Below are 22,377 nucleotides of genomic sequence, written 5' to 3' on the forward strand. Positions count from 1 at the left end.
GCACTCCCCTCCCTGGAGATGAAGATGATCAGACGGTCTCGCTGCGCGCGCTTGCGGCCGAGGGCCGGCGGCGCGTGAACAGTCTTTCAGCGAGTTCAACTGCAAAGAAGAGAGCGATGCCGATCATTCCCAGCGTCAGGATCGCGGCAAAGCTCATCGTGGTGTTCATGTCACCATTGTATCTCAGCAGGAGATAGCCGAGGCCTTGGTCGGAAGCGACGAACTCGGCCACGATCGCAGCAGTCGGCGCGACGGTCGCCGCGATCCGCAAGCCCACAAAGACGTGCGGCAGGGCCGCCGGGAGCCGCACCAGACGAAAGACGCGCCAGCCCGTTGCGCCGGTGGATCGGACGAAATCACCAATCTCGCTCGGCAAGGCGCGGAACCCCGCCGTGGCGCTCACCATGACGGGGAAGAAGGTGATGAGGAAAACGAGCAGCACCTTCGGTGCGAGGCCGAAGCCGAACCAGATCACGAACAAGGGCGCGATCGCGATCTTCGGCACGTTCTGCAGCATCACGATGCCGGGATAGACCGTGCTGCCCACCAGCGGAAAGAAGGCGATGGACAATGCGAGCGGGATGGCGACGAGGATGGCGCAGCCATAGCCAAGCAGGATGACGCTGGCGGTCGCCACGGCATGCGGCAGAAGAGCTGGCAGATTCACCCACCACTGCGTGATCACAGCCCGCGGGCTGGGCAGCAGATATGGCGGCACATCCAGAATCACGACGGCGAGCGCCCATAGGGCGAGAAGTGCGAAGGCGGTTGAAACCGGCCCTCCGGCAAGTCGCCCCATCTTGGCGAGGGATGGAAGACGGCGGTGGGGGGCGGGAGGCGCGGCGCTCCTGGTCAACGGTTCACCCCAGCGTAGCTTTTGAGATTATTTTTATCGGCGGACCAGATCGTCCCCCTAAGGCTATGCTTCTTATATTCTAGTCTTTTAGAATGTCAATGACGCCCCGGCCACGCAGCGTTCTGATCCGGCTGCCAGGCCCATGCCCCGGCGCCGCCCGGTTCGAGACGGCACCGGGGCCCTCTTTGTCAATGTCCCGCCCAGCGATGCAGCAAGTGCAACTGCGCATTGAGCGGCTGCCTCCATCCCCAGAGAGACCGCCTCGGGCTTCTTCAACAGGATCAAACAGTTGAGTGGTCGTCCACGCACTGCGTCCGGCGCCCGGGGACCGTTCTCGCGGCCCTCATCTGCCCGGCGCCCCTATGCCGGCGCACGCGAGCTAATCAAATGCCACGCCCGCTTCGCGACCTGCGTCTCGATGGCGTCGGGGTAGGGACGAGGTGCGTGAGCTGTTCGCAGCCGCAACCGCCTCAGACGCGCCTCGTATGGGCGCGAGGCACAAAATCCAGCATTTTCAGAATGTGGGGTAAAGTGTGGGGAAGCGGGATCGCTGTCTGATTTTGTCGATAAAAATCAGTGATTTGAGAAGATATCTGGCGGAGCTAGGCTCAGGACTCATTGATCAGAGCCAGAAGATGACGGTTGCTGCGATGCAGATGGCCGAGAAGAAGGTGTGTGCGCATCGGTCGTAGCGAGTGGCGATGCGCCTCCAGTCCTTGAGCTTGGCGAACAGGTTCTCGACCTTGTGGCGCTGGCGGTAGAGGTTCTTGTCGTAGGGATAAGGACGTTTTCGGCTCCGCGATGAGGGGATACAGGGCTGGATGCCCTTGTCGGCCAGCGCCGCCCGGAACCAGGCACTGTCGTAGCCCCGATCGGCGATCAGGGTTCGGGCCGGCGGCAAGGCATTGAGGACGAGGCGGGCCCCCTTGTGGTCGCTCATCTGACCCTCCGACAGTACCATGATGATCGGCCGGCCCTCGCCATCGCAGACGGTGTGGAGCTTGGAGTTCAGGCCGCCTTTGGTGCGCCCGATACGACGGGGAACAGCCCTTTTTTAAGCAGGCTCGCCGCCGTGCGGTGAGCTTTCAGGTGGGTGGCATCGATCATGATGCGCTCGGGTCTCGGCCCTTCGCCGGCCAGGTTGGCGAAGATGCGGTCGAACACCCCGAGCCGGCTCCAGCGGATGAAGCGGTTGTACAGTGTCTTGTGCGGGCCATAGTCCTTCGGCGCATCCTTCCACTGCAACCCATTGCGGATCACATAGACGATGCCGCTCACCACCCGGCGGTCATCGACCCGCGGCACGCCATGGGCCAAAGGAAAGAACGGCGAGATCCGAGCAATCTGCCGCTCGCTCAGCAGGAACAAATCACCCATGCCAGCCTCCTCAATGGAGACTGTGAATCACATCCGCAGCGCAATTAATAGGTCCTGAGCCTAGAGGGATTCGAACTACCCAAAGGCAAGGAACCGAAACAATAAAGGTGGCGACGGCACGCGCATTGACAGTATGATAGGGGCCACGGACGGCGAAGAGCACAAAAGAAAAGCGCAGAGAAGCGCGCCCCAAGTGCACAGAAATTGCACACGCCCACCGCTCAAATCTTTGAAAAATAAAGAAAATTTCCGCCATCCATCATAGGGGCGACAGAGAAGGTCATCGTTTGGTCTTTAGACATTACTTCCGTTGTTCATAAGGTGGCGCCGGGCCCTGTGCCCCCGTTCAATACGATAGGGTATGACCCGCTTTCCGATCTTTCGGCGCGTGCTTCCACGCAGGGCGCACGGGGATTGGCTGCCCTTACTAAACTAAAATCGGTCTCCTGGAGAGCCCCGATCGGCCGGAAGGGGCATGGGGCGGCGAGACGTTTGTGCGCCGCAACGATGCCGATGAATGGGGGGAGACATGGAGCGTCGCACGAAGTGCCGGCAGCCTGACGACACGCGCGGGGGGGGCGTGACGCGAAGTGCTTCGGTGATCTCGCCACGCTCCCCCGCCAGGACATGGCTGAGGTGTAATCGTTGGCGAAGCGGAAGCCACCAACCCCGCCCGCGAGAGAGAAATCGGCCAATTGATGGTGGACCGGGATTTTTGGGCGTCGGACGTCCGGGCGCTGAGCGTGGGACGAGACATGAGGTGTTCGTTCGCCTCGCCCCCCATCTGCCGATTACGCGCCAATGCGCACCGGGCGGCATCCGTCAGTCGACCTTTTATTGCGCCCCATGGGCCGAAAGTTCCAAGACCTTTGCCGTTGTGCGTGCCGTCAGCGACCTTTTCCCCGATACGCAGTGGCACGCCGTGCAGCGGATGGTCAGTCATTTGCGCCTGCACGAACATCCGGCCGGAGGCCGTTTGATCGGCCTCCGCACTTTACCGGACGGTGCGTTCAAGCAAGGGTTTCACTTCTTGTCCAAATTCTTCGAAAAATCGTTGCTATACACATATGTCACGGGGCCGTCCTGTTTTTAGCCCAGCGTTACGAGGATTTGGTTGCCTTCTGTGTTTGTTCCCAAGAGCGTATAGCAGACAGCTGATCCTTGGCCAGGATAATGGTAATCGCCGCCTCCGAAATAGTGTTCTTTATTAAGGTCGATGTGGAATAAATCGCTTCCCACATAAAATGAAATGATCAAATCATCGAAATCGCGCCAACTTTTCACATCGTAAACTCCAGAGCCCGTCGTCCCAGCCTGTATCGGTGTGCGATCAGGCAGAATGTGGACGCCATTGACGATGAAGTCTTTAATCCGCACATCGACGCCGAGGGAATTTGCGAGGCTCACGGTTCCCATTTGACCCCCCTTTAAAAGTGATTGTGCTTACGTATCCCTCCCTATGATTGAAATATGCCTACTATACAACCTATAGTCAATAGGGCCCGATGTTGCACCTTTCGGCCCAGGATTGGGGAGACGGTTGAAGTGAGGGGCCGCGTTAGGCTTGGCGCCTTCAGCTGGAAGAAGCGGTGGTTTAGAGTCAAGCATGGTCGCGGCGGCCGGGAAGAGCGAACAGGGTCTTCATCGAATAGGTTATCGTCGGGAGTTTCCGACACCATCTGAGGCCGAGGCGCTTAGCGTGGGATGTATGTGCCTTGCTCGTTCGCGCAACGCGTGCAGCTGTGACATGAGAATGTCATCTTCAGAAGATCCTCCACCATGTGCATTCAATAGCCGGAGGGAATAAAACATAACCTTCCCCAGCGGTGGGTTGATGATTGTGGCGCGCGCAGTGCTCTGTGAGACTGTCGGTGGGTTCAACCATTGCACGGGTCCATCATGGCGAGCGGGAAGACGACCACCATCACGTGGGCATGGGGTTCGAATGCGGTGATCAGTTTTGATCCCCGCGTGGATGTCCTGGATTTCGGCTGGTTTCAGTCGGGTCAGTTCACCATCAGCGAGGTCAATGGATCGGTCGTCATCTCCATCCCCTCCAATAACCAGACATATACGCTGAGCGGGGTGAGCCTCGACGAATTGTCGCTTTCGAACATTGTCGCCAAAGACAGTTCCGCAGTCTCGGCGTGGACAACGGCGCTCGCGGGCAGCGGAAGCTCTGGTGGCGACACCGGTGGCGACACCGGTGGTGATTCAGGAGGAGAGACGGGCGGATCGACGGGAGGATCCAGCGGCGGTTCCACCGGCGGTGGCAATTCCGGCCATGTGGGCGACGGTGTGGCCACTGTGACCACCATCACTTGGTCGTGGGGCACCACCACGCGCCTGAACTTCGACACGGCCCTCGACGTGCTCGATTTTGGCTGGTTCTCGGCCGACAATTTCGCCATCTCGGAAGTGGATGGATCGACGATCATCACCATCCCTTCGAACAACCAGTCCTACATCCTCACGGATGTTTCCTTGGCTGAGCTTTCGACGGCCAACATCCGGGCCAAGGATGCTTCCGCCCTTGCTGAGTGGCAGGCCGCCATCGCTGGCGCAAGCGGGGGCACCGGAGGCGGAGACACCGGCGGCGGCGATACGGGCGGCGGCGATACGGGAGGCGGCGATACGGGCGGTGGAGATACGGGCGGTGGTGATACCGGGGGCGGCGAAACCGGCGGTGGCACGGGTGGCGAAGCCGACTATGCCGATCCCTGGAGTGCTTCCGCCGTCTACCTGGCGGGCGCGGAGGCAAGTGTCGGCAACAAGGTTTATGTCGCCAATTGGTGGACGCAAGGGGATGACCCCACAACCAATAGCGGGGGCGCCGGCCTCGTCTGGACCTTTGTGGGCTATATGGACACCACGCCCGTGGTGCCCGACGCGCCGGACGATATCCGTGCCACCGGCGTGTCCGACGACACATTCACCCTGCGGTGGGATGCCGCCGAGGTGGACGGCGTGGGAACAGTCTCGTCCTACGAGATCTACCAGGATGGGACGCTCATCGGCACCACCAGCAGCACCTATTTCAAGGTGACGGGCCTCGACGCCGCGACCACCTATTCCTACACCGTGGTGGCCATCGATGAAGCGGGCGCGTCGGCGCCGTCTGATGTCATCTCCGTCACCACCGATGCCGAGGACACGTCGTCGAGCGGGGACAAGTCGTTCTCCCCCTATGTGGACATGTCCCTGACCACCAGCCAGGGTCTGGTGCAGATGGTCGAGGATGCCGGGCTGGAGGCCGTGACCTTGGCCTTCGTGCTGTCGTCGGGAACCGACACCATCGGCTGGGGTGGAATCGGCACCATCGCCAACGACACCTTGTCCAATGGCACGAGCATCTCTTCCATCGTGAACGAGCTTCAGGCCAATGGGGTGGACATCACCATCTCGTTTGGCGGCGCCAATGGTCAGGAGGCGGCGTCCACCTTCTCAAGCGTCTCTGCGCTCGTGGCGGCCTACCAGTCGGTGATTGACACCTATGGCGTCACCAAGCTCGATTTTGACATCGAGGGGGCAGCCATCGCCGACACCGAAGCCAATTCCATGCGGAACGAGGCGCTGGCCATCCTTCAGGATAACAATCCGGGGCTTGAAGTGTCCTACACCCTCCCGGTGCTGACCGATGGCCTTACGGCCGCGGGCCTTGCGCTGCTTCAGGACGCGGTGGCCCATGGCGTTGAGCTTTCCCACGTCAACATCATGGCCATGGATTATGGCGAATACTATGATACCGGAGACATGGGCGCCGACGCCATCTCTGCCTCCGAGGCGACGCTGGCCCAGTTGGACAGCATCGGGCTCGACACCAAGCTCGTCATCACGCCCATGATCGGCATCAACGATGTCACCAGCGAGGTCTTCACGCTCGAGGACGCCCAGCAGCTGGTCGATTATGTGGAATCGAACGACGACGTCGCCGGCATCTCCATGTGGTCGCTGAGCCGCGACAATGGCGATGTGGTCGGCTACGTCTCGCCGGTGGGCAGCGGCATCACCCAGACGGACTATGCCTTCAGCGAGATCTTCGGCTACGTCTGATCCCGCTGGGTGCAGTTTTGAGGGCCCCTCGTCCATCCGGCGAGGGACCTTTTTTGTCGGGCGGGGGCGCGTGGCACAGGTCCGTGGCGGTGATATTGTCGCCCAAGGGAGGACGCGCATGCTCAAGTCTGTCACGCTTCCGGGGGGAGAGCAGGTGCCCGCGCTGGGGCAGGGCACCTGGTACATGGGCGAAACGCCCGCCCGTCGCCGCGAGGAGATTGATGCGCTTCGCCTCGGCATCGACCTGGGCGCCACACTTGTCGACACTGCGGAAATGTACGGCGAAGGCCTCACCGAGGAGCTGGTGGGAGAGGCGCTGCAGGGCTATCGCGATCGCGCCTTCCTGGTCAGCAAGGTCTATCCCCACAATGCCAGCCGTTCCGGCGTCGTCGCCGCCTGCGAGCGCTCGCTGGCGCGCCTGAAGACCGACCGGCTGGACCTTTACCTTCTTCACTGGCGGGGCAGTCATCCTTTCGAGGAAACCATTGCGGGCTTTCAGGCCTTGCAGGCGGCCGGCAAGATTCGTCACTGGGGCGTGAGCAATCTCGACCCCGAGGACATGCAGGAATTGCTGGCGGCCGGTGGGGGCGCCTGCGCGGTCAATCAGATCCTCTACAATCCCAGCCGGAGGGGACCGGAGTTTGACCTCATGCCCTTGCTGGCGCGGCATGGCATTCCGGTCATGGCCTACAGTCCCATCGAACAGGGCCGCCTGTCCCGGTCCGGCGCGCTCGGCCGCGTGGCGAAGAAGCACGGCGTCGATGCCTTTCAGGTGGCGCTGGCTTGGGTGATGCGGCGTCCGGATGTCATCGCAATCCCGAAAGCCAGCCGTGCGGCTCACGTGCGGGCCAATGTGGCCGCCGCCGCTTTGGTTCTGGATGCCGAGGACCTGGCACAGATCGATGCCGACTTCCCCCCGCCCACCCGCCGGCGCGCCTTGGAGATGCTGTAGGAGGCGCTGGCGGGGGTCTCACCCGTGATAAAGGGTGTAAACCAGCGCCAGGAAGGCAGCGATCACCACCCAGAAGGCGATGGAGGTCAGCGTCTCGCGCGTGCGGCCCCGGGACATGCGCAACACGCCGGAGCCGATCACCAGGGCAAGCGCGCCGAGGGCAAGCAGGCTGGCGAAGGACCCAAGGCGCATCCCTGCGACGGTGCCTTCGTCATGCCGAAGGATGAGAGCGACGAGACCGACCGCAAGGCCGATCAAAACTGCTTGAAGAAGGCGCGACCTGTTCAAGTCGTTCTCCCTGAAAACCGCAGAGGCGAGGGGTGGGGCCGGGAAGGCGCTGGCATGCGTCCCACGGCGCGCGCCCTAACCTTCGAACGCGTCGGGGCGTTCCCGACGCAGCCAGGCCAGGCGGCCGGGAAGCGCCGTCATCACGTCCTTGCGTCTCTGGGCGGAAAGGCCGGCCCAGGCTCCGATTTCCTGCAAGGTGCGCCCGCAGCCGATGCAAAGCCCGCTCACCGGGTCCACCACGCAGACGCGGATGCAAGGCGTCTCAATGGCGCTGCCGGTGCCGGTCATGGGGACCTCAGCGGAAAGAGGCGAACATGATGAGGCCGAGCAGAATGGCGATTTCCGCCACCTGCTGGGTGGCGCCCGCCACATCCCCCGTCTGCCCGCCGATCTTGGCGTTGGAAAGGCGCGCCATCACGAACAAGGCGGCAACGGGGGCGAGCAGACCCACAAACGTGGCGCGGATGCCGAGGGTTGGCACCAGCAGAAGCGCCACCAGGATGGCGGCCGAGAGTGCGGCGGCGATCAGGCCCTCCGGTCCCGGCCGGCCGGCGGCAGTGGACGCCCCGTCGGCCCGTGCAGGCTCCAGAATTTCCAGCAGCGCGATTCCCGCCGCCCGCGAGGCGGCACCCGCGGCCGCCAGGATGGCGATGGTGCGCCAGGGCCCCGCCAGGACGACGAGCGCGTCGATGGCGCTCACCCGCAAGAGAAGAGACAGGACCAGGGCCGCGGCGCCGAAGGTCCCGATTCGGCTGTCGCGCATGATGTCCAAGCGATGGGCGCGGTCCCGTCCGCCCCCGAAGCCATCCGCAGTGTCGGCGAGGCCGTCCTCATGGAAGGCGCCTGTCATCAGCACCATGGCGGTGACCGCAAGCGCGGCGGCGGGCAGGGCCGGCAGCTTGAGCAGGAGGCCCAGCGCCAGCACGAGCCCCCCCAACCCGCCAATCACCGCCCCTGCCAGCGGCACTGCATAGGCGATGCGTTTCAGGACCGGCGCCGCATGGGGATCGCTTTCTCGTGCCAAAATCGGCACAGGAAGGCGCGTATAGAAGCGCAGGGCGACCAGAAGGTCCTGGAGGAGGGGAGTATTCGTCATGCGCCTCGTTTCCGCTGCGGTCGCTCGCATGCTGCCTTGGGACCTGTATTCGCGCCCAAGGTCAAGCGGGTGGGGAGAGGGCGCAGCCTTTGTTTGCATTCCCCGGCCGCGCCAGTATAGTCCGGCCGCCTCGGTGCCCCCGGCTGACCTGCGGGGAGGCGCCTTACTCCAAGACGAACGAGGATGCTCATGTTCATTACGCCCGCTTATGCCCAGGGCGCTGCGGCCGCCGGCGGCGGGACCGACATGCTCATTCAGCTCGCCCCCTTCCTGCTGATCTTCGTGGTCATGTACTTCCTGATTCTGCGCCCGCAGCAGAAGCGCGCCAAGGCGCACCAGGAAATGGTCAACTCGCTCCGCCGGGGCGACGTGGTCGTCACGGCTGGCGGTCTGGTCGGCAAGGTGGCCCGCGTCGTCGACGAGACTGAGGTGGAGCTGCAGATCGCTGAGAATGTGAAGGTCCGCCAGCTTCGCTCGCAGATTTCCGTCGTGCGCTCGAAGGCCGAACCCGCCAAGGAAGAGACGCCCGCCTGAGGCGTTGAGATCGCAAGACGATGCTGCACTTTTCCCGGCTCAAGACGGTTCTGATCCTTGCGATCACAGCCCTTGGCATCCTGTTCGCCCTGCCGAACGTCCTTCCCCCCTCCGTTCTGGCGGTGCTGCCCCATTGGCTGGCGTCGAGCCGAGTGACACTCGGCCTCGACCTCCAGGGTGGCTCGCACATTCTCCTGGAGGTGGACGCGGCGGCGCTCCGCAAGGAGCGGGCCGAGCAGGTCCGGGACGAAGTCCGCAAGGTCCTGCGTGAGCAGAAGATCGGCTATACCGGTCTCGTCATCCGCGACAACATCGTGCAGCTGCGGCTGCGCGATCCGGCGGATTCCGAGAAGGCGGTGACTGAGCTGCGCAAGCTTGCGGCCCCGGTCAGCAATGCGTTGATGGGCGGCGGAACCGGCGAGATGGACTTGACCGTCTCAAGCTCCGCCGACGCCATCATCGTCTCGCTGACGGAAGCCGGCATCAATGCCCGCATCCGCTCTGCCGTCGACCAATCCATCGAAATCATCCGCCGCCGTATCGACCAGCTCGGAACGGTGGAGCCGAACATCCAGCGCCAGGGCGCGGACCGCATCCTGGTGCAGGTGCCCGGCCTGCAGGATCCCCAGCGCCTCAAGGCGCTGCTCGGCCAGACGGCCAAGCTCTCCTTCCGCATGGTGGACCAGTCCATGCCGGCCCAGATGGCTCTGGAAGGCCGCCCCCCGCCGGATTCGGAAGTTCTGCGCGGGCCTGACGGAACGCCTTATCTGATCGAAAAGCAGGTGCGGGTCTCCGGTGAGGACCTGGTGGATGCCCAGCCCGGCTTCGACCAGAATTCCCACCAGCCCATCGTCACGTTCCGCTTCAATTCCAACGGTGCCCGGCGCTTTGCCGCCACCACTCAGGACGCGGTCGGCCGCCCCTTCGCCATCGTGCTCGACAACCAGGTGATTTCGGCGCCGGTTATCCGCGAGCCGATCCTCGGCGGTGCGGGCCAGATTTCCGGTAACTTCACCGTTCAGCAGGCCAACGACCTTGCCATCCTGCTGCGCGCCGGTGCCTTGCCTGCGCCTCTGAAAGTGATGGAAGAGCGCACCGTCGGCCCGAGCCTCGGCGCGGACTCCATCGAATCGGGCAAGGTGGCGGCTTTCGTGGCGGCCGGCCTCGTGGCCGTCTTCATGCTTGCCGTCTATGGCCTGTTCGGTCTGTTTGCCCTCGTGGCCCTGGCGGTGCACATCACACTGATGTTCGCCCTGCAATCCATCCTGGGCGCGACGCTCACCCTACCGGGCATCGCCGGCGTGGTGCTCACCATCGGCATGGCGGTGGACTCCAACGTCGTGATCTTCGAGCGCATCCGCGACGAAGCGCGGGAAGGCCGCTCGGCCATCGCCGCCATCGACAAGGGCTTTGTCCATGCCCTCGGCACCATCCTGGATGCCAACATCACGTCGCTCGCCACCGGCGCGATCCTGTTCCTTCTGGGCGGATCGGGTCCCGTTCGGGGCTTTGCCGTTACCTACATTCTCGGCCTCCTGACCACCGTGTTCACCGCCTATACCCTGACGCGCCTGATGATTGCGTGGTGGGTGAGGTGGCAGCGCCCGGCCAAGCTGCCCATCTGAGGCGCCGCCCATGCCCTTGATCGACTACATCCCGGCGCAGACCAACATCCACTTCATGCGCCTGCGGCACTGGACGTTCCCGTTCTCCGCGGGAATCATGGTGCTGGCTGTCGTGTGCTTCGCCGTCTTCGGCTTCAACCTTGGCATCGACTTCCGCGGCGGTACGCTGGTGGAAGCTCAGACAAGCCAGCAGGCAGCAGACCTTGGTGCCCTGCGTGAGCATCTGGGCGACCTCGACCTCGGCGACGTGCAGATCCAGGAATTCGGATCGCCCCGCGACGTGTTGATCCGCGTCGGCCAGACCGGCGCCGATGATGCCGCTCAGCAGGCTATCGTGGCCAAGATTTCCGGCGCGCTCGGCTCCGACTATACGGTGCGCCGCGTGGAGACGGTGGGCCCGAGCGTCTCGGGCGAGCTGGTTCGCCAGTCGGTCATTGCGCTGCTGCTCGGCGCCGTGGCGGTGCTGATCTATCTGTGGTTCCGCTTCGAATGGCAGTTCGCGGTGGGCGCCATCGCCACCACGGCGCACGACGTGTTCGTGACGCTCATGGTGTATTCCTTCCTCGGGATCGATTTCGACCTGACCTCCATCGCGGCCATTCTCACCATCATGGGCTATTCGCTCAACGATACGGTGGTGGTCTATGACCGCATTCGCGAGATGCTGCGCCGCTACAAGAAGATGGCTTTGCCGGAGATGCTCGACATCGCGGTGAACGCCACTTTCTCCCGCACCATCATCGTCTCGCTGACCACCTTCTTCGCTTGTCTCGCCCTGTACTTCTTTGGTGGCGAGGTGCTGCGCGGCTTCTCGCTGGCGATGACGGTGGGCGTGGTCATCGGCACCTATTCCACCATCTTCGTGGCCGCCCCCATGCTGATCCATCTGGGCCTGCGCTCCTCGACGGTGGTGCCGGACGCGGAGAAGGATGTCGCTCCGGCGCCTGTCGCGGCGCCCGCAGACGTGGTGGAAGAGGCCGAGATCGTTCCTCAGGCCCCTCCAACCAGCCCTGCTTCCGGGAACCCGGCGCCCGCGTCGCGGCGTTCCAGCAAGGGACGCCAGCGTCCGCGCCCCAAGGGCTGAGGAGAAGGTAATGGTCGAACGGCCGGAAACGCCATTCCTGCCCCGGCAGGTGACGATTGACGGCTATTCGAACCGTTTCTTTCACTTCGCCGGCATGTCGCATGCAGGGTCCATCACCGCCCTGCCGTCCGGCGTGCGGCCGTGGCGGCCCGAGCGCTTCGCGGATCTTGGCGTTGATGACCTTGCCGTGGTGGTCGCCGAGGGCGATGCGGTGGAGCTTCTGCTGATCGGCACCGGTCGCGACCCCGCCCATTTGAAGGAGCCGCTGAAGCAGGTGCTCCGTGACGCGGGCATCCGGTTCGAGCTCATGCCGACCCCTGCCGCCGCCTCCACTTATAACGTCCTGCTCGATGAAGGCCGGCGCGTGGGCGCCGCCTTGATCGCCGTGTGAGCGGCCGGCATGGCCGAGCCCGCCCCTCCTGCAACGGCCCCCAGCCTTGATGCGGCCTATGCCCATTGCGGCGAGATGTTGCGCGTCCAGGACCGGGATCGCTTCCTCGCCACTTTGTTCGCCGCAGAATCGGAACGCCGCCATCTGTGGGCGCTCTATGCCTTCAGCCTGGAGATTGCCCGCGTCCGTGAGGTGGTTCGCGAGGCCTTGCCGGGCGAGATGCGGCTGCAATGGTGGCGGGAGGTTATCGAGGGCTTGGGGCGGGGCGATGTGTCCGGCCATCCGGTGGCCCTCGCCATCTGTGATACCATTGATGCGAAGGCGCTGCCGCGTGGCCCGCTGCTGAACCTCATCGATGCGCGCACCTTTGACCTTTATGACGACCCCATGCCGACCCTCAACGATCTGGAGGGATATGCGGGGGAAACAGCATCGATCCTGATCCAGCTGGGGGCGCAGATCCTCACGGGCCGCGCGCAGCCGGCGGTTGCCGAGGCGGCCGGTCATGCGGGTGTCGCCATCGCGCTGACGGGCCTGATGCGGGCCTTTCCGTTCCATGCCGCCCGCGGCCAATGCTACCTGCCGCTCGACATGCTGCGCGCGGAAGGAATCGGCCGGGACGAGGCGGTGGGCGGTACGGGCTCGGCAGCCCTCGCCAAGGTCTTCGCGCAGCTGCGCAGCGTAGCGGCGGGGCATGTGCGCGCGGCGGTGCAGGGTCTCGCCGACGCGCCTCGGGACGCACTGCCGGTGTTTCTGCCTCTTGCTCTTGTGCCGGGTGACTTGAAGGCGCTGGCGCGGGTCTCCGACCCCTTCAAGACCGTGGCCGGCACATCGCCATTGGTGCGCCTGTGGACCATCTGGCGCGCCGCCCGTCGCGCGCGGGCAGGGCGCCCATTGGTCAGGCCGCCGGCCGCGTGATCCGGTCGGTCAGGTTGAGCCGGCCGCGGGCGATTTCGGCGACCGTTTCCTGAATCGCCGGGCTTCCCGAAAGGGCATCGAGCATTTCGATCTGGTTGCGCGCCACCAGCAGCAGAAGATCATCACGCACGGTGCCGTCCGCGGCACGGGGCAGGCGGCGGACGACCTGGAGATGGTCCAAGTGCGGCCGGTCGGGCAGGGCCTGCGCCAGGTGGCCGCGCAGCGCCTCGACGCTAAGCGGGCTGTCGGCCTCCACGAAGGCATACAGGCCGACCTTGCCGCCAAGGGTCTGGAAGTCGGACATGTGCACGTCGCGCACGCTGGGATAGGTCGCCAGCGCCGCCGCGATGCGGGGACCCACCTGAGTCACGCGCGGCCCGCGACCTTCCGTATCCGAATAGGACATGAGCCGGCGGGTGACGAAGCGGTAGACCTTCTTGCCGGTCGCCATCCAGATGCGGGCAAAAATGCTTTTTTGCGCCAGTACCTTGCGCTCCCGCGGTGTGAGCGCCTCGGGGCAATAGGTGCGCTTGTGCTTCAAGAGGTGGCGCACATCCTCATAGGCGAGCACACGACCGAGCCGCCAGCGCCGGCTGATGGGCAGAGCCAGCTGAAAGTCCATCAGCCAAGCCTCGCCATCCGCGCCCCGCAGCCAGTTCTGCTGCTTGGCCAGATCATTATGGGCAAAGCCTGCGGCATGGAGGGTGCGCAGCGCCGCCTTGGCGGAGCGGAAATAATGCAGGTCGCCGTGGGGGCGGGCGATTTGAAGCGGGACGCCCTCGATCCAGCCGCGCACCAGAAAACGGTCGCCGACGGCGAGGAGAGGCGTCGTGACACCCGTGCGGGTTACCCGTTCCAGCGCCTTCACCTCGCCCGCGGCCAAGCGTCGGGCGATGAGGATGAACCAGGGGGAGACGGTATCCCACCGCCGGCGCACCGCCTCGTGCGCGGTGCCGCTGGCGTCGACCCAGGTGCCCCGCTCCACGGTCGAGAAAACGTCGCGCTTCAACACCGTGTCGACGGTGAAGCGGGACGGGTCGGCATTGCGCTCGAGCGGCGGAACGGGACGGGACTGACGGGACATGACGGGCGTCTTAAGCTGCCGCCGCGTGCATGTCGAGCCATGCACTCCAATGGGCCAGCGCGCGGGCGGCGAGCGCCTTCTTCTTCGCCAGCGTTTTTTCCGATCCGCGCAGGCGCTTGCCGCCTTCTCCTTTGGGGGACTGCTCCAGGGGCGGGAAGAGGCCGAAATTGACGTTCATGGGCTGGAAGGAGCGCGGCCCCGCATCAATAGTCTCGATGTGCCCGCCGGTGATGTGAGCGAGGAGAGCGCCATGGGCCGTGGTGCTGGGCGGCAAGGTCGGCGCCTCGCCGAGGCGCTGCTGCGCCGCGAGGCGGCCCGCCAAGAGGCCCACGGCGGCGCTTTCCACATAACCCTCGCAGCCGGTGATCTGACCGGCAAAGCGCAGGCGCGGATCGGCTTTCAGGCGCAGCGTCTCGTCCAGCAGGCGAGGGGAGTTGAGGTAGGTGTTGCGGTGCAGCCCGCCCAGCCGGGCGAACTCGGCATTCTCAAGCCCGGGAATGGTCCGGAAAACGCGCACTTGCTCGCCATGGCGGAGCTTCGTTTGGAAGCCCACCATGTTGTAGAGCGTGCCCAGCTTATTGTCCTGGCGCAGCTGGATTACTGCATAGGGACGCACGTCCGGGGCGTGGGGGTTGGTGAGGCCCACTGGCTTCATGGGGCCAAAGCGCAGCGTCTCCCGTCCGCGCTCCGCCATCACCTCGATCGGCAGGCAGCCGTCGAAATAGGGCGTCTTGGCTTCGAAGTCCCGCAGCGGCGTCTTCTCTCCCGCCAGCAGGGCGTCGATGAAGGCCTCGTATTGGGCCTGGTCGAGCGGGCAATTGATGTAGTCGGCGCCAGTTCCGCCGGGGCCGGCCTTGTCATAACGGGACTGGAACCAGGCCCGGCTCATGTCGATGCTGTCGAAATGGATGATGGGCGCGATGGCGTCGAAGAACGCGAGGGATTGTTCGCCGGTGAGCCCCAGCACCGCCTCGGCCAGAGCGGCGGAAGTGAGGGGGCCGGTGGCAATGATGACATTGTCCCAGTCTTCCGGCGGCAGGCCCGCCACTTCTTCGCGTCGCACCTCCACCAGGGGATGGGCGGCGAGGGCCTCGGTTACCGCCTGGGAGAAGCCGTCGCGATCCACCGCAAGGGCGCCACCAGCGGGCACCTGGTTGGCATCGGCGCAGCGCAGAATCAGGGAGCCGGCCCGGCGCATCTCCGCATGGAGGACGCCGACCGCATTGCCTTCAGGATCGTCGGAGCGGAAGGAGTTGGAGCAGACCAGTTCGGCGAGGCCATCGGTGTGATGAGCGTCCGTCTTGCGCACCGGTCGCATTTCGTGCAGCACAACGGGAACGCCCCGGCTCGCGATCTGCCAGCATGCCTCGGAGCCGGCCAAACCGCCGCCGATGACGTGAACCGGCTTGGCATCGGCTTGCGTGGGCTGTGTCATTCCCGTCCTCACTTCCGAAACAGCAGGCCATAAGGGCCACAGGGAGCCCGATCAGCCAGGGGGAAGGGACCGGACAGCGCGCTTGCCAGCGGGGTGTGCCTTAAGCGCGCGGACAGTTCAAGAACCGTTGTTCTTGCAGTGCAAACGAAAATGGCCCCCGCAGGGGCCATGATCCGTCAAGCGCTACGATAGATGTCAGACGACATGCAGGGTGGCGCGCCGGGCAACCGCGCGGATTTCGCTCCGCATGACGTTGATATCGCCGAGTGTACGATCGTCGAGCTGGGAAAGTTCAGCCACAGTCCGATTGTAAGCGTGCCAGCGGCGAATCTGGCCAGCCAGAAAGCCCCAAAGCAACATGATCATTCTCCTTTCGAGGGCGCTCCTGAAGCGCCACGTTTCTTGAACATGGAGATAGGCCATCCGCACAACATGACAAATAGGTAAGCTTGCAGTGCAGCAATGCACGGCGCGCATGAAGACAGTCACCGTCATGACGTCAGAGCCAGCGCGGGTGAAACAACTTCAAGGGGTCGCTCGCAGTGCTGCTGAAGCTCGAGGCCTGCCCGGGAAAAGGGCGGCTCATTATATTGCCCTGCCTATGCGATAGGCTTTCTAAACAGTGAATCCGAGGTGGGTGCTGAAACCCTGGGCGGTTTCGCTCCGAACGTGGCATTAGCCCTTTCTGCCGTAGATCTCGCGCGTCAGCTGGAGCCACGCGCGGGCGGCATCGGAAAGGTAGGCGCCGCGGCGCCAGATCACGGCCATGCTCCAGTCCGTGCCCGGCTCGTCCAAGAGCACCCGCGCCACCGCCGCGTGGGCGCGCTGTTCTGCAATCATCCGCGGCAGGAAGCCGATCCCGAGGCCTGCTGCCACGAGGGCGACGATGAAGTCGATCTGCGCGCTGCGCGCGATGATGTCGGGCATCACGCCTTGGCGGTCGCACGCATCCAGGATGATGGCATTCAGCGCGAAGCCGCTCTCGAACAGGATGAAGGGGGAGGCAGCGAGGTCGTGAAGGCGCACGCTGCGGGCATGCTGCGCGGGATGGCCGGGCGGCAGCAGCGCCACCAGGGGCTCGCTGCGCACGGGCTCGGCCTCGAACACGTCGGAGACGGGGAGGAGGGATGCGGCAAAGTCCATCTCGCCGGCCAGCAGCAGCTCTTCCAGCCGCTTGGAGCCGTGCTCGGCGAGGCGGATCTCGATGCCCGGATAGCGGCTGCGATAGGTGGCGAAGAGGGGCGCGAACAAGGTGCTGGAGCCGAGCGGCGGCAAGCCGAGCCGCAGCACACCGCGCTTCAGGCCCCGCAACTCGTCGAGCTCCGCCACCAGGTCGTCCCGCTCCGCCAGCATAGACAGGGCCCGGCGATAGACGATCTCACCGGCCGCCGTGAGCGTGCTGCGATGGCCGACACGGTCCAGCAGCGTCACGCCCAATTCTTCCTCCAGATGCTTCACCGCCTTGGAGATGGTGGACTGGGTGGCGAACACGGCCTTCGCCGCCTGGGAGAATCCCCCCTGGCGGACCACCTCGACGAAGGCGCGCAATGTCCTAAGTTCCATTCTATTCCAATTGCGACTTAAATGAATTCTGTCAATTCATTTTACGCATATCGCAATGCAGCGTATCGTTCACGGCAACTCAGGAGCGGCGCGGTCCGCTCCCCGGATTTCAGCCATGATCCCCGTCGCATTGCATGCCCGGGCCGTGCTTCGCCGCACGCGCTCGTTCCAGATTGTCGTTCTCGCCGCCGTGTGGCTCTCCGCCGACACGCTCGTGCGCTTCACCGGCCTGCCGTTGCCAGGCGGCGTCGTGGGCATGGTGGCCCTGCTGGTTCTTCTCGCCACAGGTTGGGTCAAGCCGGCGTCGGTGCGCCTCGGTGCCTATTGGCTGCTGGCGGAGATGCTGCTCTTCTTCGTGCCGGCCGCGATTGCCGTCATCGACCATGGCGAGTTCATCAGTGCGCTCGGCTTGAAGATCGCCCTGGTGATCTTCGTGGGCACGCTGATGGTCATGGCGGGAACGGCGGCCACCGTCGAACTTCTCTATCGCTGGCGGGTGCGCCATGCGGTGGGATGATGCGACGCTCCAGCTGATCTTCTGGCCGCTCGCCACCATCGCGCTCTATCGCCTGGCGCGGGCCATCAACACAAGATGGCCCCGCTGGTGGACCGGACCGCTTTTGCTGACCCCGCTGATGGTCGCGGCCCTGACGCTCACGCTGAAGACGGATTATCGCGCCTATATGAGCGGCACCCACTGGCTGCTCCTCATGATGGGACCGGCCACTGTGGCTTTCGCTTTGCCCATCTATGAGCAGCGCGCAATCATCCGCCGGCACTGGCCGATCCTGATCGTGGGGGTGGTGGCGGGAAGCACCATTGCCATGGGATCGGCGTGGGCCTTGGCCCACCTGCTCGGTGTGCCGGACGAGCTCGGCCGCAGCCTGATGCCACGCTCCACCACCACGCCGTTTGCGATGGCGGTCTCGGGAGAGATCGGCGGGCTCCCCGACCTCACGGCCGTCTTCGTCATCCTCACCGGCGTGTGTGGCGCTGCCATGGGCGAAGTGATGCTGAAATGGCTTCCGCTGCGCTCCGCCCTCGCCAAGGGGGCCCTGTTCGGCATGGGGGCCCATGGCGCAGGTGTGGCCAAGGCCAATCAGATCGGTCGCGAGGAGGGGTCGATCGCGGGCCTCGTGATGGTCCTGGCGGGCCTCCTGAACCTGCTGGCCGCGCCTCTCGTCATGCTCGCGCTGAACTGAGGCGGGCCATTCCGGCCTGCGGGACCGCGGCGCGCGACAGGTCGCAGGCGTGAATGGTCGCCACGATCAGCACGACGGTGGCCCCGAACTGATGCGCCAGCGCCAGGTCCAGGGGCACGACCAAGAGCAGCGTGAGGATGCCAAGAAGCGCCTGCGCGCTCACGAGGCCGAACAGCCCCCAGGCCTGCAGCGCAGCCCAACCTCCTGTCCGTGCGGCATGGAACGCATGGAGGAGGGCGAACAGCCACAGCGCATAGGCAATCATCCGGTGCGTGAACTGGACGGTGAGCACATTCTCGAACAGGTTGCGCCAGCCGGGCGAAAGCAAGGCGAGCTTGTCGGCAGCGGGAATGAAGGCGCCATCCATGAGCGGCCAGGTGTTGAAGGTCATGCCCGCATCCAGCCCGGCCACGAGACCGCCGGCGAAAATCTGAAGCAGCACCAGGCCAACCAGAGCAAACGCGCCGGCGCGCAGTGTCGGTGGCATGGCCTGCGGCCTGGCGGAAACAAGGGTGCGGGCCACATAGACCACCGCAGCCAGGATGATGCAGGCCATGGTGAGGTGCACCGCCAGGCGGTACTGGCTGACAGAGGTGCGCTCGGTGAGGCCGGAGGCCACCATCCACCAGCCGATGGCGCCCTGCATGCCGCCGAGCACGAACAGCCCCAGACACTTGCCCAGCAGCGCGCCACGAATGACACCGCGCACGGCGAAATAGAGGAAGGGCAGCAGGAAGGCGAAACCGATTACCCGGCCCAGCAGGCGGTGCGCCCATTCCCACCAGAAAATGGTCTTGAAGCTCTCCAACCCCATGCCCTTGTTGAGGATCTCGTACTGGGGAATGGTCTTGTACTTGTCGAACTCAGCCTGCCATTGCGCCTCGTTCATGGGAGGCAAGATGCCGGTGACGGGCTTCCATTCGGTGATGGACAGGCCCGATTCGGTCAGCCGCGTCGCGCCCCCGACCACCACCATGGCGACGATCATGGCCGCCACCAGATAGAGCCAGAGACGCACGCCCTGCATGGATGTGTCTCTCGGTTCGACCGTGCTTGCAGCCATGGCTCTCATGTCCTTTCCCGCGCCGGGTGTGGCCCTCCCCCAAGATCCGTTATAGAGCGGACGAGGACGGTGCAACACCGGCCCTCGCCCGCTTGGGGATGCCCGGGCATCAGCTGATCGGCTACGGTGGCAGCTTGAGGCTGGTTCAGCGGTGGTCTGAGAAAGGTGGAGAATGCCTCAGCGTCTACGCAAGCTCATTGGAACGGTGCTGCTTCTGGCGCTGATGGTGATCTGGGCCCTGGTGGCCATGGCGCTGGCCCAGGGGCGGGTCACGGAGCTGCATTGGGCGCTCCAGACTGTCAGCTACATCATTCTCGGCGTCGCCTGGGTCATTCCCGCGGCATTCCTGATCCGCTGGATGGAACGCCCCAACCGCAAGACGTGAGAGAAGAACGGTCTGTAAGTGTCTGCGATTGTGTATGTTTCGCGTCAGGCAGCGCTTGCGGTGAGGCTCGGGACGGGAAGGCTGTCAGGCGCGGAGGGCATGTCGGACCGATCCGCGTCCTTGGCCGAAAGGCGCAGCATCACGACATTTCTGAAACCGCGTCCCGCCAGCGCCTCGAACGTGTCGATGCCGCCGCCGCGGGCGCTGTCTTCCTCGATGCAGACGATCAGAGGCTCCAGGGTGGACAATTGAACCGCCCCGCCCGCGCCCGCAAAGGCGGGGGCCGCCACCACGACGAAATCATAGGTCTGCGAGAGGGCATTGAGGATCAGGCTCAGGCGCTCTGCCTTGACGACGCCGGCGCCGCCGCGGGCATGCCGGCCCGGCGGGATCACGTGGGCGCGGGACTTGGTGTCGCGGTGGATCGTCTCGCCAAAGCCGGCCACGCCGAACAGCATTTCGCTCATGCCGGGCGCCCAGGGGTCGGAAACCAAAGCGGCAAGTTCGCCCGAATCCCCGTCCAGAGCCACCAGCGCGACGCGGCTTTCCCCCTCCGACAGGCGGCGGGCGAGGGCGACGGCAACCGGGGCGGAGCGGTCTTCCGGCTGCTCGGAGGTGACCACCACGAGGCGGCTCCCTCCGGCGGCGGGTTCCGTGCTTGCGGTCAAACGCCGCGCCAAAAGGTTGGCGGCTTCCAGCGTGCCGAGGCCGCCGGTCGAACCGGCTTCGATCCAGGACACGCGTGGCGGCGTGATGCTCTCACGTGGCAGCGCACGCGGCGGAACGGGGCCACGCGGAGCGGCCTTGCGACCGAAGGAAAATGTGACAAGGCCCATCATGGCGCACAGGATGACCAGAGCCGCAATCTGTGCGGGCGAGGGCGGGTCCGGCAAGTTGGCAGCCTGGGGCGGGGCTTCCAGGCGCAGGGCGGGTGCCGCCTCGACGGCCGCGGGATTTCCCGCACGATCGCGCACCGAGGCGTCCAGACTGGCATAGGCCGTCGCATAGGCGCGCGCGGCCCGCGCCGCGAGGGCGGGACGCTCTGCGCTGACGCGGAGTTCGATGACGCGGCCACCGTTGATGGGCGTGGCGCGCAAACGCGAGGCCAAGACGGCGGCAGCCCGGTCTTTTTCGCTCCAGTCCGCTCCGCCCCCCATCAGGCGGGACACCCATTTGGGCAGGCTGGCATGGGCGAAGGCCTCCACATCCTGTGGGGAAAGGTAGCCCAGCGCTTCGCCAGCCAGTTCACGCGATTGAAAGACTTGGACAACACCGCTCACGCTCGCGGCGGGCGGTTGGGCGGCCACATCGAAGCCGAATCGAGCGGTGGCGCTGAACCGGGGCGGCAGAAGCAAAGCGAGCACGAGAAGGCCGAAGACCAGCCAGGTCAGCGCAAGCGACACCCCCACGGCCCGGCCACGCCCGGTGGCGGAGCTTTCCTGGTTCGTCTCGACGGCAGCTTGCTGATCCATGGATCGGCGCCTCCACTGCCCGGCAACAGGTCCCGAGCAGACACCAGAAGGCGCCCATCATGGTTTATGTTCGGTAAACGCGGGCTGTTGGCGATCTCAGCGGTCCTCCCAGACTGGGTGCCGCTTGCCGATCACCGCACAGATACCCTCGTCCGCGTCGCGGGCGAGGAGGTTGGTGGTCATCACATCGGAGGCGAAGGCATAGGCATTGTCCAGGGTCATCTCCGCCTGGGCGTAGAAGGCCGCCTTCCCGAGCTTCACCGGCACCTTGGACTTGGATGCGATGCGCTGCGCCAGCGTGGTGGAGGCGGCGAGCGCCTCGCCTTCGGCCACGACCCGGTTCACAAGGCCCATGCGATAGGCATCGTCCGCTTCCACCCAGTCGCCGAGGATGAGCATCTCCATAGCGTGCTTGCGCGAAACAGCCCGGGAGAGGGCCACCATGGGCGTGTGGCAGAAGAGGCCGATATTCACGCCCGGCGTGCAGAAGCGCGCCGCCTGGCCCGCCACGGCCAGGTCGCAGCTCGCCACCAGCTGGCAGCCGGCAGCGGTGGCCATGCCTTCCACGGCTGCGATGACGGGCTGCGGCAGGCGGACGATGGCTGTCATCACGGCCGAGCAGCGCTTCAGGACCTGCTCATAATAGGCCCGGCCCTTGTCCGCATCGGTGCGGTGCGCCTGAATCTCCTTCAGATCGTGCCCGGCGGAGAAAACCGGGCCTTCGGCGGTCAACACCACCGCGCGGACGCTCTCATCGACCGCGATGTCGGTCAGTGTCTCGGCCAGAGCCGCCAGCATGGCCTCGGAAAGGCTGTTGCGGCTCGACGGACGGGCCAGGGTCAAGGTGGCGATGCCGCCGGAATCGGCGCGCAGCAGCGGGGATGCTTGCGTGGGAGCCGGGGAGGGGGCGGTGGTGGACGCGGAAGACATGGCGGCCTCGTCGTTCGACGCTTTGCGCAGGGGCGCGGCTATTTTATGCAAGGCTTCAACGAGAAGCGA

At 64.9% G+C, this 22,377-nt stretch carries 24 protein-coding genes; 11 read left to right on the forward strand and 13 right to left on the reverse strand.

Annotation, left to right across the window (positions count from 1 at the left end):
* Positions 1–28 precede the first annotated feature (28 nt).
* Together PV781_RS19300 and PV781_RS19305 are read right to left on the reverse strand one after the other, a co-directional pair.
* Positions 29–667 carry an ABC transporter permease gene (locus tag PV781_RS19300; RefSeq protein ID WP_274777256.1) on the reverse strand — a complete coding sequence of 213 codons (639 nt, stop codon included), beginning with the start codon at positions 665–667 and terminating at the stop codon, positions 29–31.
* 811 nt (positions 668–1,478) lie between these two features.
* Positions 1,479–2,233, reverse strand: a protein-coding gene (locus PV781_RS19305; RefSeq protein WP_274777257.1) for an IS5 family transposase whose coding sequence is annotated in 2 segments (ribosomal slippage) — positions 1,479–1,900 and positions 1,900–2,233 — 756 coding nt in all. Because the reading frame shifts where the segments join, the coding sequence is not laid out codon by codon here.
* Between the two features lie 760 nt (positions 2,234–2,993).
* On the opposite strand from PV781_RS19305, the gene PV781_RS19310 reads away from it, so the two are divergent.
* Positions 2,994–3,326, forward strand: coding sequence for a hypothetical protein (locus PV781_RS19310; protein WP_274777258.1), 333 nt, complete (start codon positions 2,994–2,996; stop codon positions 3,324–3,326).
* Here PV781_RS19310 and PV781_RS19315 read toward each other — a convergent pair.
* Positions 3,323–3,649, reverse strand: coding sequence for a hypothetical protein (locus PV781_RS19315; protein WP_274777259.1), 327 nt, complete (start codon positions 3,647–3,649; stop codon positions 3,323–3,325). The two genes, PV781_RS19310 and PV781_RS19315, sit on opposite strands and share 4 nt — an antisense overlap.
* 483 nt (positions 3,650–4,132) lie before the next feature.
* On the opposite strand from PV781_RS19315, the gene PV781_RS19320 reads away from it, so the two are divergent.
* Both PV781_RS19320 and PV781_RS19325 read left to right on the forward strand, forming a co-directional pair.
* Complete coding sequence (locus PV781_RS19320; protein ID WP_274777260.1) at positions 4,133–6,286, forward strand: fibronectin type III domain-containing protein; 2,154 nt, start codon at positions 4,133–4,135, stop codon at positions 6,284–6,286.
* Between the two features lie 118 nt (positions 6,287–6,404).
* Entirely contained in the window at positions 6,405–7,238 is an 834-nt protein-coding gene (locus PV781_RS19325; RefSeq protein WP_274777261.1) for an aldo/keto reductase, read from the forward strand.
* 18 nt (positions 7,239–7,256) lie between these two features.
* Here PV781_RS19325 and PV781_RS19330 read toward each other — a convergent pair whose 3' ends face one another.
* From PV781_RS19330 to cobS, 3 genes are all read right to left on the reverse strand, one after another.
* Positions 7,257–7,526: a hypothetical protein gene (locus PV781_RS19330; protein ID WP_274777262.1), complete on the reverse strand. Its 270-nt coding sequence runs from the start codon at positions 7,524–7,526 to the stop codon at positions 7,257–7,259.
* Positions 7,527–7,601: 75 nt separating this feature from the next.
* Entirely contained in the window at positions 7,602–7,814 is a 213-nt protein-coding gene (locus PV781_RS19335; protein ID WP_425532428.1) for a DUF1289 domain-containing protein, read from the reverse strand.
* Positions 7,815–7,821: 7 nt separating this feature from the next.
* Positions 7,822–8,622: an adenosylcobinamide-GDP ribazoletransferase gene (gene cobS / locus PV781_RS19340; protein WP_274777263.1), complete on the reverse strand. Its 801-nt coding sequence runs from the start codon at positions 8,620–8,622 to the stop codon at positions 7,822–7,824.
* A 189-nt stretch (positions 8,623–8,811) separates the two neighbouring features.
* Here cobS and yajC point away from each other — a divergent pair, with 189 nt between their 5' ends.
* Genes yajC through PV781_RS19365 form a run of 5 tightly spaced genes read left to right on the forward strand, consistent with a single transcriptional unit; the run spans position 8,812 to position 13,174 of the window.
* Positions 8,812–9,156 carry a preprotein translocase subunit YajC gene (gene yajC, locus PV781_RS19345; protein WP_274777264.1) on the forward strand — a complete coding sequence of 115 codons (345 nt, stop codon included), beginning with the start codon at positions 8,812–8,814 and terminating at the stop codon, positions 9,154–9,156.
* A 20-nt stretch (positions 9,157–9,176) separates the two neighbouring features.
* Positions 9,177–10,781 (forward strand): protein translocase subunit SecD, encoded by a 1,605-nt coding sequence (gene secD / locus PV781_RS19350; RefSeq protein WP_274777265.1) that lies wholly within the window; start codon positions 9,177–9,179, stop codon positions 10,779–10,781.
* 10 nt (positions 10,782–10,791) lie between these two features.
* Entirely contained in the window at positions 10,792–11,865 is a 1,074-nt protein-coding gene (secF, locus tag PV781_RS19355) for a protein translocase subunit SecF (protein WP_274777266.1), read from the forward strand.
* Positions 11,866–11,875: 10 nt separating this feature from the next.
* Positions 11,876–12,256 carry an Mth938-like domain-containing protein gene (locus tag PV781_RS19360; protein WP_274777267.1) on the forward strand — a complete coding sequence of 127 codons (381 nt, stop codon included), beginning with the start codon at positions 11,876–11,878 and terminating at the stop codon, positions 12,254–12,256.
* Between the two features lie 9 nt (positions 12,257–12,265).
* Positions 12,266–13,174, forward strand: a complete 909-nt coding sequence (locus tag PV781_RS19365) for a phytoene/squalene synthase family protein (protein ID WP_274777268.1) — start codon at positions 12,266–12,268, stop codon at positions 13,172–13,174.
* Here the strand turns inward: PV781_RS19365 and PV781_RS19370 are convergent.
* The 4 genes from PV781_RS19370 to PV781_RS19385 all read right to left on the reverse strand — a co-directional run bounded on the left by PV781_RS19370 (position 13,155) and on the right by PV781_RS19385 (position 17,256).
* Positions 13,155–14,258 carry a serine/threonine protein kinase gene (locus tag PV781_RS19370; RefSeq protein ID WP_274777269.1) on the reverse strand — a complete coding sequence of 368 codons (1,104 nt, stop codon included), beginning with the start codon at positions 14,256–14,258 and terminating at the stop codon, positions 13,155–13,157. The two genes, PV781_RS19365 and PV781_RS19370, sit on opposite strands and share 20 nt — an antisense overlap.
* 10 nt (positions 14,259–14,268) lie before the next feature.
* A complete protein-coding gene (gene trmFO / locus PV781_RS19375; RefSeq protein ID WP_274777270.1) occupies positions 14,269–15,693 on the reverse strand; it encodes a methylenetetrahydrofolate--tRNA-(uracil(54)-C(5))-methyltransferase (FADH(2)-oxidizing) TrmFO in 1,425 nt (474 codons plus the stop codon).
* A gap of 195 nt (positions 15,694–15,888) precedes the next feature.
* Positions 15,889–16,059 carry a DUF1127 domain-containing protein gene (locus tag PV781_RS19380; protein ID WP_274777271.1) on the reverse strand — a complete coding sequence of 57 codons (171 nt, stop codon included), beginning with the start codon at positions 16,057–16,059 and terminating at the stop codon, positions 15,889–15,891.
* A 309-nt stretch (positions 16,060–16,368) separates the two neighbouring features.
* Positions 16,369–17,256 carry a LysR family transcriptional regulator gene (locus tag PV781_RS19385; RefSeq protein WP_274777272.1) on the reverse strand — a complete coding sequence of 296 codons (888 nt, stop codon included), beginning with the start codon at positions 17,254–17,256 and terminating at the stop codon, positions 16,369–16,371.
* A 115-nt stretch (positions 17,257–17,371) separates the two neighbouring features.
* Here PV781_RS19385 and PV781_RS19390 point away from each other — a divergent pair, with 115 nt between their 5' ends.
* On the forward strand, positions 17,372–17,773 hold the full coding sequence (locus PV781_RS19390; protein WP_274777273.1) for a CidA/LrgA family protein: 402 nt from the start codon (positions 17,372–17,374) through the stop codon (positions 17,771–17,773).
* A complete protein-coding gene (locus tag PV781_RS19395) occupies positions 17,760–18,458 on the forward strand; it encodes an LrgB family protein (protein ID WP_274777274.1) in 699 nt (232 codons plus the stop codon). Before PV781_RS19390 ends, PV781_RS19395 begins: the two co-directional genes overlap by 14 nt.
* On the opposite strand, the gene PV781_RS19400 is transcribed toward PV781_RS19395, so the two are convergent.
* Entirely contained in the window at positions 18,439–19,485 is a 1,047-nt protein-coding gene (locus tag PV781_RS19400) for a COX15/CtaA family protein (RefSeq protein WP_274777275.1), read from the reverse strand. The two genes, PV781_RS19395 and PV781_RS19400, sit on opposite strands and share 20 nt — an antisense overlap.
* 208 nt (positions 19,486–19,693) lie before the next feature.
* On the opposite strand from PV781_RS19400, the gene PV781_RS19405 reads away from it, so the two are divergent.
* Positions 19,694–19,906 (forward strand): DUF2842 domain-containing protein, encoded by a 213-nt coding sequence (locus PV781_RS19405; protein ID WP_274777276.1) that lies wholly within the window; start codon positions 19,694–19,696, stop codon positions 19,904–19,906.
* A 44-nt stretch (positions 19,907–19,950) separates the two neighbouring features.
* Here the strand turns inward: PV781_RS19405 and PV781_RS19410 are convergent, their stop codons facing one another.
* Together PV781_RS19410 and PV781_RS19415 are read right to left on the reverse strand one after the other, a co-directional pair.
* On the reverse strand, positions 19,951–21,378 hold the full coding sequence (locus PV781_RS19410) for a P-loop NTPase family protein (RefSeq protein WP_274777277.1): 1,428 nt from the start codon (positions 21,376–21,378) through the stop codon (positions 19,951–19,953).
* Positions 21,379–21,474: 96 nt separating this feature from the next.
* On the reverse strand, positions 21,475–22,308 hold the full coding sequence (locus PV781_RS19415) for an enoyl-CoA hydratase (RefSeq protein WP_274777278.1): 834 nt from the start codon (positions 22,306–22,308) through the stop codon (positions 21,475–21,477).
* Between the last annotated feature and the right edge of the window lie 69 nt (positions 22,309–22,377).

Source organism: Aquabacter sediminis, assembly GCF_028863665.1.
In the GTDB taxonomy this organism is placed as follows: Bacteria; Pseudomonadota; Alphaproteobacteria; order Rhizobiales; family Xanthobacteraceae; genus L1I39.

Coding starts and splice junctions, on each gene's coding strand:
- PV781_RS19315 (WP_274777259.1), bottom strand. CDS start 3,649: ATGGGAACCGTGAGCCTCGCAAATTCCCTCGGCGTCGATGTGCGGATT.
- PV781_RS19320 (WP_274777260.1), top strand. CDS start 4,133: ATGGCGAGCGGGAAGACGACCACCATCACGTGGGCATGGGGTTCGAAT.
- PV781_RS19325 (WP_274777261.1), top strand. CDS start 6,405: ATGCTCAAGTCTGTCACGCTTCCGGGGGGAGAGCAGGTGCCCGCGCTG.
- PV781_RS19335 (WP_425532428.1), bottom strand. CDS start 7,814: ATGACCGGCACCGGCAGCGCCATTGAGACGCCTTGCATCCGCGTCTGC.
- cobS (WP_274777263.1), bottom strand. CDS start 8,622: ATGACGAATACTCCCCTCCTCCAGGACCTTCTGGTCGCCCTGCGCTTC.
- yajC (WP_274777264.1), top strand. CDS start 8,812: ATGTTCATTACGCCCGCTTATGCCCAGGGCGCTGCGGCCGCCGGCGGC.
- secD (WP_274777265.1), top strand. CDS start 9,177: ATGCTGCACTTTTCCCGGCTCAAGACGGTTCTGATCCTTGCGATCACA.
- secF (WP_274777266.1), top strand. CDS start 10,792: ATGCCCTTGATCGACTACATCCCGGCGCAGACCAACATCCACTTCATG.
- PV781_RS19360 (WP_274777267.1), top strand. CDS start 11,876: ATGGTCGAACGGCCGGAAACGCCATTCCTGCCCCGGCAGGTGACGATT.
- PV781_RS19365 (WP_274777268.1), top strand. CDS start 12,266: ATGGCCGAGCCCGCCCCTCCTGCAACGGCCCCCAGCCTTGATGCGGCC.
- PV781_RS19370 (WP_274777269.1), bottom strand. CDS start 14,258: ATGTCCCGTCAGTCCCGTCCCGTTCCGCCGCTCGAGCGCAATGCCGAC.
- trmFO (WP_274777270.1), bottom strand. CDS start 15,693: ATGACACAGCCCACGCAAGCCGATGCCAAGCCGGTTCACGTCATCGGC.
- PV781_RS19380 (WP_274777271.1), bottom strand. CDS start 16,059: ATGATCATGTTGCTTTGGGGCTTTCTGGCTGGCCAGATTCGCCGCTGG.
- PV781_RS19385 (WP_274777272.1), bottom strand. CDS start 17,256: ATGGAACTTAGGACATTGCGCGCCTTCGTCGAGGTGGTCCGCCAGGGG.
- PV781_RS19390 (WP_274777273.1), top strand. CDS start 17,372: ATGATCCCCGTCGCATTGCATGCCCGGGCCGTGCTTCGCCGCACGCGC.
- PV781_RS19395 (WP_274777274.1), top strand. CDS start 17,760: ATGCGGTGGGATGATGCGACGCTCCAGCTGATCTTCTGGCCGCTCGCC.
- PV781_RS19400 (WP_274777275.1), bottom strand. CDS start 19,485: ATGCAGGGCGTGCGTCTCTGGCTCTATCTGGTGGCGGCCATGATCGTC.
- PV781_RS19405 (WP_274777276.1), top strand. CDS start 19,694: ATGCCTCAGCGTCTACGCAAGCTCATTGGAACGGTGCTGCTTCTGGCG.
- PV781_RS19410 (WP_274777277.1), bottom strand. CDS start 21,378: ATGGATCAGCAAGCTGCCGTCGAGACGAACCAGGAAAGCTCCGCCACC.
- PV781_RS19415 (WP_274777278.1), bottom strand. CDS start 22,308: ATGTCTTCCGCGTCCACCACCGCCCCCTCCCCGGCTCCCACGCAAGCA.